This is a genomic window from Lacinutrix jangbogonensis (assembly GCF_000797445.1).
GTDB lineage: Bacteria > Bacteroidota > Bacteroidia > Flavobacteriales > Flavobacteriaceae > Lacinutrix > Lacinutrix jangbogonensis.
The window spans coordinates 1-14,943 of sequence record NZ_JSWF01000017.1; the positions used below are offsets into that span (position 1 = coordinate 1).

The window sequence follows — 14,943 nt, forward strand, 5'->3', positions numbered from 1 at the left end:
CCTGTACTATTATCTTCTACACGCACCCAAATGGTTTGTAGGTCCATAGTTGTGTTTACATATGCATTTGGAGTAGTGATAGGGTTATTTGGTGCTTCGGCATTAGCCATATTCTCATAATACGTAATGGTGTATAATAATGGGTCTAAATCGTTAGACGTATCTGTGTCTAATAAGTTTAGAATCTCTGGTTCTTTAGTTGATAAATTAAAAACAGCAAAGCCATCGGCATCATTATCACAAACTTCTAAGGGTGTTAAATTAGCAGCTGTTGTAATTTGTGGTGTTGGATTTACAGTAAGAACTAATGCTACAAAAGTAGCGCAGTCGGTTGCAATGGTTGCACTTTCTACTCTTACGTAAATGGTTTGTGTATCGACTACAATATTATTGTATGGACTAGTTAATGCATTAACATTATTGCCTGCATCTGCCATAGTTTCATGGTAGGTTACGGTAAGTCCTGCTGCGCCTCCTGTGATTTCTAATGTTGTATCTGAGAGTGTAAAAACCCCAAAACCATCACTGTCTGGATCGCAATCTACTAAGGGCGTTGGTGTAAACGCTATTGGTGCTTGCTCCACTAACAAGTCTAAAGTTGTAGTGTCAAAACAGCCGGTAGTAACGTCTTCGACGCGCACAAATATGGTTTGCAAATCTGCTGTTGTATTGGTATATAGATTTGGAAGTGCATTGGTTTCTGCGTCAGCATTTGCTTGGTCAATATAATAGGTTACCGAATATGCTGGATTACCACCTGAAATCTCGATGTTTTTCAGGGTTAAATCAATGAGTGTCATGCCGTCTGGTGTGCCATCATCACAAACTTCTAACGGTGTTGGGGGTACTAATACTGGTAACGAATTAGCCGTAATTATTACTGTGCTTGTTGTTGGACAGGTGCCATTAGTAATATAATCTACTGTGTATGAGTCTCCTGATGTTCCGTTAGTTATAGTCCCTGTAGTTGAATTAATCGTTGCTGAATCTGTAGGAGTTGGATTAAAAGTATAAGTGCCGCCAGATGTTGTAACTGTATCTATTGTTGCACCATCACAGGTTGGTGTGTAAGTGAACGAGGAATCGTCTGCAGTTAATACTGTTAAAACAACTGATGACGATGATGGACATGTTCCACCTAGAGAATATTCAATAGTATAAGCATCACCAGAAGTTCCTCCCGTAACTGTTCCTGTAGTTGTGTCTATAATTGCTGTATCTGTAGGAGCTGGATTAAAAGTATAGGTTCCTCCTGAAGTCGCTTCTGTTGAAACTGTTCCACCATCACAGGTTACTATCATAGTAAACGAGGCATCATTGGTTGTATCTACTGTTACTGTAAAAGAACTTGTTGATGGACAGGTGCCATTGGTTGTGTAATCTACTGTGTAACTTGTTCCCGAAACACTATTAATAATCGTTCCGGTTGTAGCATCAATAGTAGCTGTATCTGTTGGAATTGGATTAAACACATATGTTCCGCCTGGTGTAAGAACAGTATCTATTGTTGCACCATCACAGCTAGGTATCATGGTAAACACAGAATTATCGGTAGTTATTACAGTTACAGATACAATACTAGAATCAGGACAAGTTCCATTTGTTGTGTATTCAACCATGTAAGAAGTACCAGAAGTTCCGTTAGTTATGGTTCCTGTAGTTGAATTAAGAGTTGCCGTATCTGCAGGAACTGGGTTAAAAGTATAAGTGCCTCCAAGGGTAGCAACGGTATTTATTGTAGCACCATCACAGTTTGATGTATATGTAAATGATGAATCGTCAGTTGTCTCTAATGTTAAAATAAACATTGATGACGATGGACAGGCTCCAGCAAGGGAGTATTCAATGGTATAATTTACTGCAGAAGTTCCTCCAATTACTGTTCCTGTTGTTGAATCTATAGTAGCTCCATCTATTGGTATTGGATTAAGACTATATGTTCCTCCTGGTGAAGCTTCAGAAGCTACTGTTCCGCCATCACAATTAGATATCATAGTAAAAGAAGCGTCATTTGTTGTGTTTACTGTTGCTGTAAAAGAACTTGTTGACGGACAAGTACCACTACTCGTGTAATCTACTGTATAACTTGTTTGTGAAATCCCTCCAGTTATTGTTCCTGTTGCAGAATCTATTGTCGCACCATCTGATGGTAAAGGATTTAAAACGTAAATTCCACCTGATGTAACAACTGAATCTACTGTTGCTCCATCACAGCTAGACAACATGGTAAAAGTAGAATCGTCTGTTGTTGTTACTGTTACAGATTCTGTACTGCTAGATGGACAGGTGCCATTTGTTGTGTATTGTACTGAATAAGTTGACCCAGAAGTTCCGTTAGTTATAGTGCCTGTTATTGAATTAATAGCTGCTGTATCTGTAGGAGCTGGATTAAAAGTGTATGTACCACCAGATGTTGTAACTGTATTTATTGTTGCACCATCACAGGTTGGTGTATATGTAAATGTTGGATCGTCCGCTGTTTCTAATGTTAAAATAAACGTTGATGACGATGGACAGACTCCAGAAAGCGAGTATTCAATGGTATAATTTGTTGCAGAAATTCCTCCAATTACAGTTCCTGTTGTTGAATCTATACTAGCTCCATCTGTTGGTATTGGATTAAAACTATATGTTCCTCCTGATGAAGCTTCAGAAGCTACTGTTCCGCCATCACATGTAGATAGCATAGTAAAAGAAGCGTCATTTGTTGTGTCTACAGTTACAGTAAATGAACTTGTTGAAGAACAAGCACCACTGGTAGTGTAATCTACTGTATAACTTGTTTCTGATTGTCCTCCAGTAATTGTTCCTGTTGCAGCATCTATTATCGCACCATCTGTAGGAACTGGATTTAAAACGTAAATTCCGCCTAGTGTAACAACTGAATCTACTGTAGCTCCATCGCAGCTGGGCAACATAATAAAAGCAGAATCATCTGTTGTATTTAATGTAACTGATTGGGTACTATTAGATGGACAGGTGCCATTTGTAGTGTATTGAACAGAATAAGTGGCTCCCGAAGTTCCGCTAGTAATTGTGCCTGTTGTTAGATTTATAATTGCTGTATCTGTTGGTACTGTATTGAAAGTAAATGTACCTCCTAAAGTACCAGTAACATTCATAGTAGCTCCATCGCAGTTTTCTAAAGCTGAAAAAGTGGAATCATCTTGAGGTAATATAGTAACATCAAAATCATTGCTAATAATTTCGCCACAAGCATCTGTGATTTCTACAGAGTAATTTGTATCTATTGTTGGAGAAAATACAGGGTTTGGTAGGTTTGGGTTACTTACATTTGTTGTAGGAATCCACTGATAACTTGTAGCACCATCATAGGTTGCATCTATAGAATTAATAGAGTCTCCAGAGCAAATATTCTGATCATCTAAAAGAATTTCATCTACGAAAGATAAACTTTTAAAACAAACTGTTTGGAGATTTGTAGCTCCTCCAGTAGAGCCTGTAAACCCGAAGAAAACATTAGAATTACCACCAAAGACAGTGTTGATTAGATCTTGGTTCGACACCAAAATTCTTTCATTACAATCAAAAACAACTTTAAACTCTTGAGCTGCTGCTCTCCAACTAATTTTTACATCATGTAAATTCCCATCTTCTATATTTCCAGAAGTAGCAGATGCATTTACTGGATTAGGTATCCAAGAAGGCCCACTTGCATGATTTGTAATGCCATTTAAAAGTATGGCTACATGATCATTAGAAGGATCATTTCTGTCGTTATTTTGCCAAGTATCGAACTCAACTGCCATAGAATTATTAATACCGCCATAACCTAAGTCACCACCAGCAGTGCCAACTACTGCAGCAGAAGACGTTTTTAATACAAATACAATTCCATCAGCACCATTAGAGTTATTTGTACCAAAATTAGCATCGAAAATAATATCAAAATCGTTATTTAAATCAATGCCATTGCTATACCATACTGCCCCAAGTTGATTATTAGTATTTGCTGTAATTCTATAACAGTTGTTCCCTTGATCTATTGTATTTCCAACAAGCGTTGGAGCTAATTGTGCTATACTATTTTGTGTTAAAAATAGAGCTATAAAAAGTATAAGGTAATAAGTATTAGTGCGTAATTTTAATCTCATAATTTACTTGTGCTAATTTGATATATAATGCACTAAAGTAAATTAAATTACACTGACTAGAAAATTAGAGGAATGATTTTGACGAATTTTATACTATAATGAAACTTAAAATCCAGCTGATGCATCATCTCCACGAGAATCAGCTCCACCTTCAAGCGTGCCATCTGGCAAAACTAATATGCCATCTACTATACCAATAACTAGAGAACGTTCTTCATTAATAATATAGCCTTTTTGCTTTAAACTGTTTATGGTCTCTTTATTAAAACGATTAGGTTCCATTCTTATTTCATCTGGTAACCATTGGTGATGAAATCGAGGTGCTTCGACAGCTTCTTGCATGCTCATCTCAAATTCATGAACATTTAGTATTGTTTGTAATACAGATGTAATAATTGTTGAACCACCAGGAGTTCCAACACTCATTAAAAGCTTGCCATCTTTTTCAACTATAGTCGGTGTCATTGAACTAAGCATGCGTTTTTTTGGTAAAATAGCATTGGCTTCAGCGCCAATAAGTCCGTATACATTTGGAACTCCGGGTTTACTAGAAAAATCGTCCATTTCATTGTTTAAAAAGAAACCAAGTTCTTCACAATATAATTTAGATCCATATCCAGAATTTAAGGTGGTAGTTACTGATATAGCATTACCAAATTGATCGATAATAGAGTAGTGTGTAGTTTCGTCACTTTCTATAATATCAACAGTCCCATGTGAAACTTCAGTTGATGGTGTTGCTTTTTTAAATGAAAAACTAGCCATTCTGTTCTTTAAATAGTTGTCACTTAAAAGTTTATCTTGAGGAACATTCACAAAATCTGGATCGCCTAAATAATAACTTCTATCTGCATAAGCACGACGTTCGGCTTCTGCTAGTACTTGTATGGTTTTTACAGAATTATGTCCGAATTCATGTAAATTATAATCTTCAACCGATTTCAATATTTGTGCCATAGCAATACCACCACTTGAAGGAGGAGACATGGAAATAATTCGTAAATTGTCGTAATTAAAAGTTATTGGTGTACGCCATTTAGCTTCATAATTTGCTAAATCTTTTTCAGTAATTATACCTCCATTATTTTGAATGAATTTTGCTAATATTTTTGCTGACTGTCCTTTGTAGAATTCATCGCGACCATTCTCCATGATGCGCGTAAGTGTTTCTGCGATATTTGGATATTTAATAGTGTCGTTTTCTTTCCAATTTTTTGAAAATAGTATAGAATCTTTATTAGCTAATTTAAAATCTGGTTGTTTTTGAGCTAATCTAAGCTCTTGATTTTTTGTGACAATTACACCTTTTCGAGCCAAAGCTATTACTGGTTTCATAATAGTTTCAATGGGTAGAGAACCAAATTTCCTATGTGCTTCAAAAACACCAGCAACAGTTCCAGGAACACCAACAGCCATTGCTCCACGTGTACTTAAGTTCGGAATAACGTTTCCAATAGAATCTAAATACATGTCTTTTGTTGCAGCAAAAGGGGCTTTTTCTCTATAGTCTAAGGCGCCAACACTTCCATCGTTAAGTCTATAAACCATAAAACCACCACCACCAAGATTCCCTGCATAAGGATAAGCAACTGCTAAAGCTAAGTCTGTTGCCATCATAGCATCAAAAGCATTTCCACCTTGTTCTAAAATTTGTTTCCCTATGTTTGACGCTTCAATTCTTGCAGAAACGACCATTGCTTTTTGAGCAATTAAACCACGAACAGGTTCTTTTTTTTGGCATGATAAGCAAACGAGAATTGTAGCAAAAAGGATGAGTATGTTTTTTAATTTCATATTATAATTGAGATTATTTCAACAGATTGCTACGTCGTAAACGCCTAGCAATGCCGATTGCTTTTATATTATTTGTTTTGAATTTCTTCTAGTTTAGTAGCCGAAAAACGTATCAGTTCATCAAAAAAACGTGTAAATTCATCTTCAAATTCATCATAGAACTCTTGTAGTTCATTTACTGCCAAGTTCATTTGCGAACGATTTTGTGTTCTTTTGTTCATACCAATTAAAACTTTGCCAATACCTTCTATGGTAGCATAGCTTAATAGCCAGTTGTCTGCAATCATATAAGGCATCATTTTTTGAATTCTCGCTGGTAATACTTCAAAATTATCTTGCAAACTATCGTAAAAATTATCGATATATTCTGCTAAAGGAACATTAGAGTAGTTACTCCAATTTTTAGCCAGAAAATGATCGTATAAAATATCGACAATCACGCCAGAATAGTGTCCGTAGTTTTTATGAAGCCTTTTCGTGCTAGCTCTAACGGTTTTGTGAGCATCTGTAAACGTATCGATTTGGCGATGCAATAGAATACCAGTTTGAATGTCTTTTGGATAGTTTTGGTGCTTTTTACCACGAATACCATCAGCAATAAAGTTGCCAATAGTAACGTCTTGGTTATTCCCAGAAAGATAAATATGTGCAAGAAAATTCATAGGTCGAATTTACGAATTCAGAATAGAATAATCCGCTTTTGAAATGCTATATTTGTACTTCAATTTAAAATAATATTTAATGACACTTATAAAATCTATTTCAGGAATTCGAGGAACAATTGGCGGAAACGTTGGAGAAAACCTTACACCAATTGATGCTGTGAAATTTGCCTCGGCTTATGGTACTTGGTTAAAAACGCAACGTATAAAAGATAATTATCGTGTTGTTGTAGGTCGTGATGCAAGAATTTCTGGAGAGATGATTCAGAATTTAGTAATGCATACTTTAGTAGGTTTAGGCATTCATGTTATAGATTTAGACCTTTCTACAACACCAACTGTAGAGATTGCTGTACCTATGGAACATGCAGATGGTGGTATTATTCTAACTGCAAGTCACAACCCAAAACAATGGAACGCACTAAAATTATTAAACGCTAAAGGAGAATTTTTAGACGCAGCTGAAGGTGCTAAAATTTTAGAAATAGCAGAAAGTGATGCTATGAAGTTTGCAGATGTTGATAGTTTAGGGAAAATCACTAAAAACGATGCCTATATAGATATACATATTGACGAAGTTCTAGATTTAGATTATGTAGATGTAGACGCTATTAAAAAAGCTAAGTTTAAAGTCGTTGTAGATGGTGTAAATTCGACAGGAGGTATTGCAATCCCTTTATTGTTAGAACGATTAGGAGTGGAGCCTGTGAAATTATATTGTGAGCCAAATGGTCATTTCCCTCATAATCCAGAACCGCTTAAAGAACATTTAACAGATTTATCTGCTGAAGTATTAAAGCACAATGCCGATTTTGGAATTGTTGTAGATCCTGATGTCGATAGATTAGCATTTATGGACGAAAATGGAGACATGTTTGGCGAAGAATATACATTGGTAGCTTGTGCAGATCATGTTTTAAGTAGAAACCCAGGAAACACGGTTAGTAATATGAGTTCCACTCGAGCGTTAAGAGATATCACAGAAAAACATGGAGGAGCTTATGAAGCCAGTGCCGTTGGCGAAGTTAATGTGGTAGCGCTAATGAAAAAAAATAAGGCCGTTATTGGAGGTGAAGGAAATGGTGGTATTATTTATCCAGCTTCGCATTATGGTCGTGATGCTTTGGTTGGTGTCGCTTTATTTTTAACGCTTTTAGCTGAAAAGAATATGAGTGTAAGTGCATTACGTAAAACGTACACAAGCTATTTTATGAGCAAGAAGAAAATTGCGTTAACACCACAAATTGATGTTGATGCAATACTAGAGCAAATGGCAGTGAAATATAAAGATGAAAACCTTAATACTGTTGATGGTGTAAAAATTGATTTTGCTGAAAATTGGGTACACTTAAGAAAGAGTAATACAGAGCCCATTATTAGAATTTATACAGAAGCAACATCGCAACAAATAGCAGATGATTTGGCAGATAAGATTATCTCTGAAATTAAAGAAATCGCTAATGTTTAGTATCTTAACAGCATAATACAATTATTATGATTCCTACAAAAGCACCAAGAGAAAGACGATCTGAATTAGAACACTATTTTTCGAAATTTAGAAACCATATTGTTGGTATAGATCAAGAATTTGAATCTCCTTACGGAAGACAGAAAATCATCTATACAGATTGGACAGCTTCTGGACGATTATACAGACCAATTGAAGAAAAAATAGTTAATCAATTTGGGCCTTTTGTGGCGAATACACATACCGAAACAACAGTTTCTGGGACCGCAATGACTAATGCGTACCACAAAGCTAGAAACATTATTAAAGGTCATGTAAATACAAATGCAGACGATGTGTTAATTGTTGCAGGAAATGGAATGACGAGTGTTGTCAATAAATTTCAACGTATTTTAGGATTAAAAGTGCCTGAAAATTTACGTAAATATGCCACGATTCCAGACGAAATTCGCCCTGTAGTTTTTGTAACACATATGGAACACCATTCTAATCATACCTCTTGGTTAGAAACTATGGCAAAAGTGGAAGTGATTCCTGCTGGAGACGATGGCTTGTTTAGTATTAAAAATTTAGAAATTCTTTTAGAACAATATAAAGAATGCACACTAAAAATTGCTTCGGTTATTGGAGGTAGTAATGTAACCGGAATTCAAACGCCTTATCATGAAATTGCTAAAGTAATGCATAAGAATGGAGGTGTTTGCTTTGTAGATTTTGCGTGTTCGGCACCTTATGTTGATATTAATATGCATCCAGAAAATGAAGACGAAGCACTGGATGCTATTTTCTTTTCTCCACATAAATTTTTAGGTGGACCAGGAACTTCTGGAGTACTAGTTTTTAATAAGAAATTGTATAAAAATATGGTTCCAGATTGTCCAGGAGGAGGAACCGTTTCTTGGACTAATCCTTGGGGAGAACACAAATATATTGATAATATTGAAGATAGAGAAGATGGTGGAACACCAGGTTTTTTACAAACAATAAAAACAGCTTTAGCTATAAAACTAAAAGAACAAATGGGTGTAAAAAACATGCTAGATCGTGAGCATGAATTATTGCACAAAGTCTTTTCTAATTTAGATGGCATAGCTAATATTAAAATATTAGCTAGTGATCATAAAGAACGTCTAGGTGTTGTCTCTTTTTATGTAGAAGACCTACATTTTAATTTGGGTGTTAAAATATTAAACGATCGCTTTGGAATACAAACACGTGGTGGTTGTAGTTGTGCAGGAACTTACGGGCACTATTTACTTCATGTAGATCAAGAGCAATCTCATAATTTGATAAATGAAATTTCTTTAGGAGATTTAATGCGTAAACCAGGTTGGATTCGTATGTCTATTCACCCTACAACTACTTGCGATGAGATAGATTATGTTTGCGAAAGTTTAATTTTTTTAGCTAAAAACCATGTAGAATGGGCTAAAGATTATGAATATAATAAAGCTAATAATGAATTTATACACAAGACTTTTGTACCTACTCAAGAGTTGCGAGTTGATGGTTGGTTTGAACTTTAATAATTTCCTTTTTAATAAGTAATCTCTGAGGAAAAAAAACTCAAAATTCACTTCGCCCTTTTAATTTTCAGGCTTTTGGAGTGCGGTTAATGTGATTCAAAGTGCTTTAGCTGAGAGCTACAGTTTTGTCTGCGAATGCCTTTTTATTTTATAAGAATTTAAATAAATTCCTATAAAAATTCTTTTGGTGCATGATCACGATGTTTCCAACGTTTATGAGTCCATAAATAATACTCTGGTTCTTCTTTTATTTGTATTTCAACAAAAGAGGTGAAAATATCAGTTATTTCATAATTTTTAAAGTCATTAGGATGTTCTGCAATAGTTTTAAAGGTAGTTTCATAATAACCACGTTTTATTTTTCTTACATCAAAAAACAAAACAGCCATATCTAATTTTTTAGCAATCATTTCTGCACCTGTGTGAATAGGAACAGTAATGCCCATAAAGTTATTCCAATGGCGCGCTTTATTTAATTTTGGAGATTGATCTGCAACAAAGCCCGTTATTGTTAACTCGTTTTGTGCATGAGACGCTCTTAAGGTTCCAATAGTCTCTTTAGTTGTAATTAAATAGCTATTATATCTTGCTCTAATACGTTTAATTAACCTATCGAAATACTTGTTGTTTAATCTTTTGTATACAGCAAAACCTTTATGGGTTACATAAGTTTGGAGTATAAAGATCCATTCCCAACTCGCATAATGGCCACACATAATTATGACACTTCTGTTTTGCTTTTCTAACTTTTGCAATACTTCAACATTTGTAAATGCATAACGTTTTTTCATTTGAGCCTCAGAAATAGTCATAGATTTCACAGACTCCACAACCATATCACACAAATGATGATAGAATTTTTTAGTGATAGCTTTTATTTCCTCAGGAGATTTTTCTGGTAAAGCTAATCTCAAATTTTCATTAACGATATCTTTTCGATAACCAAAAATACGATAAACAAAGAAGTAAATAATATCTGAAAGTACATACAATAACCTAAACGGAAGGATTGAAATTATCCAAAAAAACGGATAAATTAAAATGTAAGCTAATAATTGCATGAATTAGTTTTAAATTTGTAATTGCAAATATATGCTATATTTAAAAAAAATCGTTTACTGTTCATGGATATAAATATTATCACAATTGTTATTATCGCTGCCAATGCTTTAGCGTCTTTTAAAGGTTTTAATGATTTTGAATTTTTCGAGAAATATAAATTTAGTATTGGAGCTATAACTAGAGGAGAGAAAATTAGAATGATAACTTCTGGTTTTTTGCATGTAAATCCGCAACATTTATTCTTTAATATGTTTTCGTTGTACTTTTTTGCACCTGTTGTGGTTTATGAATTGGGAGAAGTAAGTTTTATTATTATTTATTTAGGGAGCTTGTTGGTAGGCAATATTTTATCATTTTACTTTCATAAAAATGAATACCATTATACTGCTGTAGGTGCAAGTGGAGCTGTAATGGGAATTATATATTCTGCAATATTATTACAGCCAGGAATGAGTTTGTATATGTTTTTTATTCCAATTCCAATTCCATCTTATGTTTTTGGTGTTGGTTATTTATTATACTCTATTTACGGTATGAGGACTAAAGCAGATAACATTGGTCACGATGCACATTTTGGTGGTGCTATTGGAGGTTATGTGTTAACACTTTTATTTGCTTCGTATCTTTTTGAAACTAATTTCACAATGATTATTCTTTTGGCATTACCAATTGTACTGCTATTTGTTTTAAAACGTTTAGGTAAAATATAATTATTGTTTTTTACTCTGTTCCTCAATAAATTCTAAAGCGTATTTTGCAGCTCTAGTTTCTTGAATGTCTGGAGATAAATTACTAAAAAGAGTATTGGTTTCTTCAACAGGAATTTGTTTCGCCATTGTAATGCGCTCTAAAGTTAAAGCAGACAATACGGCATTTGGGTGTTTTTTTATAAATCTAACATCAAATTTGACAGCTTCTAAAACCAAGCTGTCATATGAGTTTTTAACGGTTTGCATACCATCTTTATCATCACTAAGTCTATAGGTGTTAAATTTCTGACTTAATGCACCATAAGCTTGTTGTAAATATTTTAAATCTTCAAGATATTTTTTGATAATCGTATTTTCTTTACTGCCAATTATTTTTGAACCTTCAATACTGTCTGTTGTTATTTCAATTTCGAAGGTTTCATTCGCAATAATTAAAGGAAGCACTCCTAAAACGTTGTCAATAGTTATGTAATATCTGTCTGGAGAGGTTACTTTACCTTCAAATACAAAGGTGCCTTTTTCTAATATTGTAGAGTCTAATACACTTTTCTTTTTATTATCTACCCTAAAAAGTCTAGCAGTACTCCCTGAAATATAACTATCTGTTGTTGCCGAAATATTAAAACCATCGTTTTTCTCTTTTTTACAAGATATAAAGGCAATGAACAAAACTATTATTACAATTTTTTTTAGCATTTTATTTTTTTTCTGAAATACAAATATATAAGATTATCCATTACCAAGCGATTTTTACAATGAGACTAAGTCACATATCTATTTGCAATTTATTACTTTTGCAAAATGATTAATAACGATACAATAGTTGCACTAGCAACAGCCTCTGGAGCTGGAGCTGTAGCAATTATAAGATTATCTGGTTTAGAAGCTATAAACATTGCAGAAAACTGTTTTAAATCCGTTAAAAGCCACAAGCTGCTTAGCGAACAGAAAACACATACCATTCATTTAGGGCATATAATGGATGGCAAACGTACTATTGACGAAGTGCTAGTATCCGTTTTTAAAAATCCCAATTCTTATACAGGCGAAAATGTAGTAGAGATTTCTTGCCATGGTTCTATATATATTCAGCAGGAAATAATTCAGTTATTTCTAAGAAAAGGTTGTAGAATGGCAAATGCTGGAGAGTTTACTCTACGTGCTTTTTTAAACGCAAAATTAGATTTAAGTCAAGCTGAAGCAGTAGCAGATTTAATTGCCAGTGATAACGAAGCCTCTCACCAAATTGCCATGCAACAAATGCGAGGTGGTTTTTCTAGTGAAATATCAAAATTGCGTGAAGAATTAATGAATTTTGCTTCATTAATAGAACTTGAACTCGACTTTGCAGAAGAAGATGTAGAATTTGCAGATAGAGCTCAATTTAAAGAATTATTAGTACGTATTACATTTGTGCTAAAAAGATTAATCGATTCGTTTGCAGTAGGAAACGTTATTAAAAATGGAATTCCTGTAGCTATTGTAGGAGAACCAAATGTTGGAAAATCTACTTTATTAAATGCACTATTAAACGAAGAACGTGCGATTGTTAGTGATATTGCAGGAACTACAAGAGATACTATTGAAGACGAATTAGTAATTGAAGGTATTGGGTTTAGGTTTATAGATACAGCAGGAATTAGAGAAACAAAAGATGTTATTGAAAGTATAGGTATTAAAAAAACTTTCGAAAAAATGGAGCAAGCACAAGTAGTTGTTTTGTTATTTTCTTCTGAAGAATTTAAAACTGAAAGCAAAAGACTTAAGGTTGAAATCGAAAAGATAAAAAACCGTTTTCCGTTAAAACCATTAATTATTATTGCAAATAAGATTGATACTTTAAACGCTTTAGAATTAGATACTTTAAAATCCGAATTTGAAAACCTTCATTTATTGTCTGCTAAGTCTGGTGTTGGAGTAGAGGAGTTGAAAGAGAAATTAATTGGTTTTGTAAATACTGGTGCTCTTAGAAATAACGAAACTATTGTAACTAATACAAGGCACTACGATTCACTTTTAAAAGCATTCCAAGAAATAGATAGTGTAAAAGCGGGATTAGAAATAGGTGTTTCTGGAGATTTATTAGCGATAGATGTACGTCAGGCCTTATTTCATTTTGGAGAAATAACAGGTGAGATTACAAGTGATGATTTATTGGGTAATATTTTTGCAAATTTCTGTATTGGCAAATAATTATCTTTCTTCTAAGTTCTTGTAATTAATTTTACAACGACGCATTAATTGGCCCTAAACCACCATAAGATAAAAGTATATTGAAAGTGTCGTTGCTAATATTAAGCAAACATTTGGCATTATATAATTATAACCGTGATGGAGGAAAGTAAGTTAAATCGTAAACCTATGATTTACACAAGCGGACTTATCCCAGATTAATTTTAGGATCTCTTGAATAGATTAATTTATAACCCTAACAAATCTGAAATTTGCATAATACAGATTACTCCAAACCTCTTTTAGATTCTCATCATAGTATAGAAATAACGACAATGTAATATTTAGTGCTTAATTAAACAAGTAGTATAATTATTTCATAATTAATATTGACTTATCTTGCGGCCGTTTTAGTTACAGCCAATGCAAGTAACATAAAAGGGATAATCATGGAGAATAGACGTAATAACGAAGACAAAGTAACTCAAATAAATAAGGTAATAGAGAATTACTTTAATACACATACTGATAAAGATTGGATTCCAGCCAAAGATATCATGTCAGATCTAATAAAAGCTGGCGTTTTTACAAAGGACCAGAAAAAAGGTTTACCACTTAGAAAAGTCTTGCGAGCTTTAGATAAAGAGAGTGTTTTAAATACAATACCTTCTGTACACGCAGAACGCACAGATACAGCTGTTTTTTGGTATTTGGTAAGAGAAGGAACTCTGTTTCCAGAAAATAAAGCCATAAGCACTATTTCTAAAAAAGAAAGATCAAAAGAAAAAAGAGAAAATAGCGATGAATTCTATATTTTAGATCTTTGTGACGAACTACTTAAAGAAAAAGCATCGCGTAAACATACTTTTGATTCTTTATTAGGTGACATGCATAAAAAAGGAAAAACAAGAACAAAATTACCTTTAGCAGCTTTTTATGAAGACGCTAATTTAGTGATTGAATTTTTAGAAAAGCAAAACAAATCAGGACTGCAACTGGAAAAGCTAGATGTAATGACAGTAAGTGGCATCACTAGAGCTGAACAAATAATAAGATACAATAAAAGACGAAGAGATGTGCTTCAAAAAAAGGATATTAATTTAATTGAAATCGATTATTCTTTATTTGAATGTGATAATAAAAAGAACTTAAGTCGTGACAAGGGGAAAGATGTTTTACTTCTTAGAAAAATACTAAAGCAGTTTGTAAAATAAGCTCCATAAGTTTTTAATAATGGATTTTTTTTTCCTTTTCATAGTAGTCCAACGATTATTATAGATTGTAGATAGTTTTTGTGATTGTTGTTAGTGCATCTAACAGTGTTTATAAATCAAGTTCAGCCATAAAAACTCATTTTTAGTGTTGAAAGGGTTTTTTGAGTTTATCTAGTTTTCAATAAACCCTTGTGATTTTTACTTTCTTAGTAAATTTACG

10 protein-coding genes are annotated in these 14,943 nt (G+C 33.6%); 5 read left to right on the plus strand and 5 right to left on the minus strand.

Going from position 1 to position 14,943, the window contains the following annotated elements; all coding sequences use genetic code 11:
• The 3 genes from RH82_RS17655 to RH82_RS03275 form a co-directional block, all read right to left on the minus strand.
• Positions 1-4,115, minus strand: a 4,115-nt coding sequence (locus tag RH82_RS17655; RefSeq protein WP_052158191.1) for an L-type lectin-domain containing protein, incomplete at its 3' end; no start/stop codon positions are given.
• A gap of 105 nt (positions 4,116-4,220) precedes the next feature.
• Entirely contained in the window at positions 4,221-5,909 is a 1,689-nt protein-coding gene (ggt, locus tag RH82_RS03270) for a gamma-glutamyltransferase (protein WP_034058036.1), read from the minus strand.
• A 68-nt stretch (positions 5,910-5,977) separates the two neighbouring features.
• Positions 5,978-6,571, minus strand: coding sequence for an acyl carrier protein phosphodiesterase (locus tag RH82_RS03275; RefSeq protein WP_034058038.1), 594 nt, complete (start codon positions 6,569-6,571; stop codon positions 5,978-5,980).
• A 79-nt stretch (positions 6,572-6,650) separates the two neighbouring features.
• On the opposite strand from RH82_RS03275, the gene glmM reads away from it, so the two are divergent.
• Together glmM and RH82_RS03285 are read left to right on the plus strand one after the other, a co-directional pair.
• Positions 6,651-8,039 carry a phosphoglucosamine mutase gene (gene glmM / locus RH82_RS03280; RefSeq protein ID WP_034058040.1) on the plus strand — a complete coding sequence of 463 codons (1,389 nt, stop codon included), beginning with the start codon at positions 6,651-6,653 and terminating at the stop codon, positions 8,037-8,039.
• Between the two features lie 26 nt (positions 8,040-8,065).
• On the plus strand, positions 8,066-9,565 hold the full coding sequence (locus RH82_RS03285) for an aminotransferase class V-fold PLP-dependent enzyme (protein WP_034058042.1): 1,500 nt from the start codon (positions 8,066-8,068) through the stop codon (positions 9,563-9,565).
• Between the two features lie 170 nt (positions 9,566-9,735).
• Here the strand turns inward: RH82_RS03285 and RH82_RS03290 are convergent, their stop codons facing one another.
• Positions 9,736-10,626 (minus strand): lysophospholipid acyltransferase family protein, encoded by an 891-nt coding sequence (locus RH82_RS03290; RefSeq protein WP_034058043.1) that lies wholly within the window; start codon positions 10,624-10,626, stop codon positions 9,736-9,738.
• A gap of 63 nt (positions 10,627-10,689) precedes the next feature.
• On the opposite strand from RH82_RS03290, the gene RH82_RS03295 reads away from it, so the two are divergent.
• Positions 10,690-11,337, plus strand: a complete 648-nt coding sequence (locus tag RH82_RS03295) for a rhomboid family intramembrane serine protease (RefSeq protein WP_034058044.1) — start codon at positions 10,690-10,692, stop codon at positions 11,335-11,337.
• Here RH82_RS03295 and RH82_RS03300 read toward each other — a convergent pair whose 3' ends face one another.
• Positions 11,338-12,033: a DUF4369 domain-containing protein gene (locus tag RH82_RS03300; RefSeq protein WP_034058045.1), complete on the minus strand. Its 696-nt coding sequence runs from the start codon at positions 12,031-12,033 to the stop codon at positions 11,338-11,340.
• Between the two features lie 105 nt (positions 12,034-12,138).
• Between RH82_RS03300 and mnmE the strand changes: the two genes are divergently transcribed.
• Entirely contained in the window at positions 12,139-13,530 is a 1,392-nt protein-coding gene (gene mnmE / locus RH82_RS03305; protein ID WP_034058046.1) for a tRNA uridine-5-carboxymethylaminomethyl(34) synthesis GTPase MnmE, read from the plus strand.
• 428 nt (positions 13,531-13,958) lie between these two features.
• Positions 13,959-14,723, plus strand: a complete 765-nt coding sequence (locus RH82_RS17660; protein WP_052158192.1) for a hypothetical protein — start codon at positions 13,959-13,961, stop codon at positions 14,721-14,723.
• Positions 14,724-14,943 lie beyond the last annotated feature (220 nt).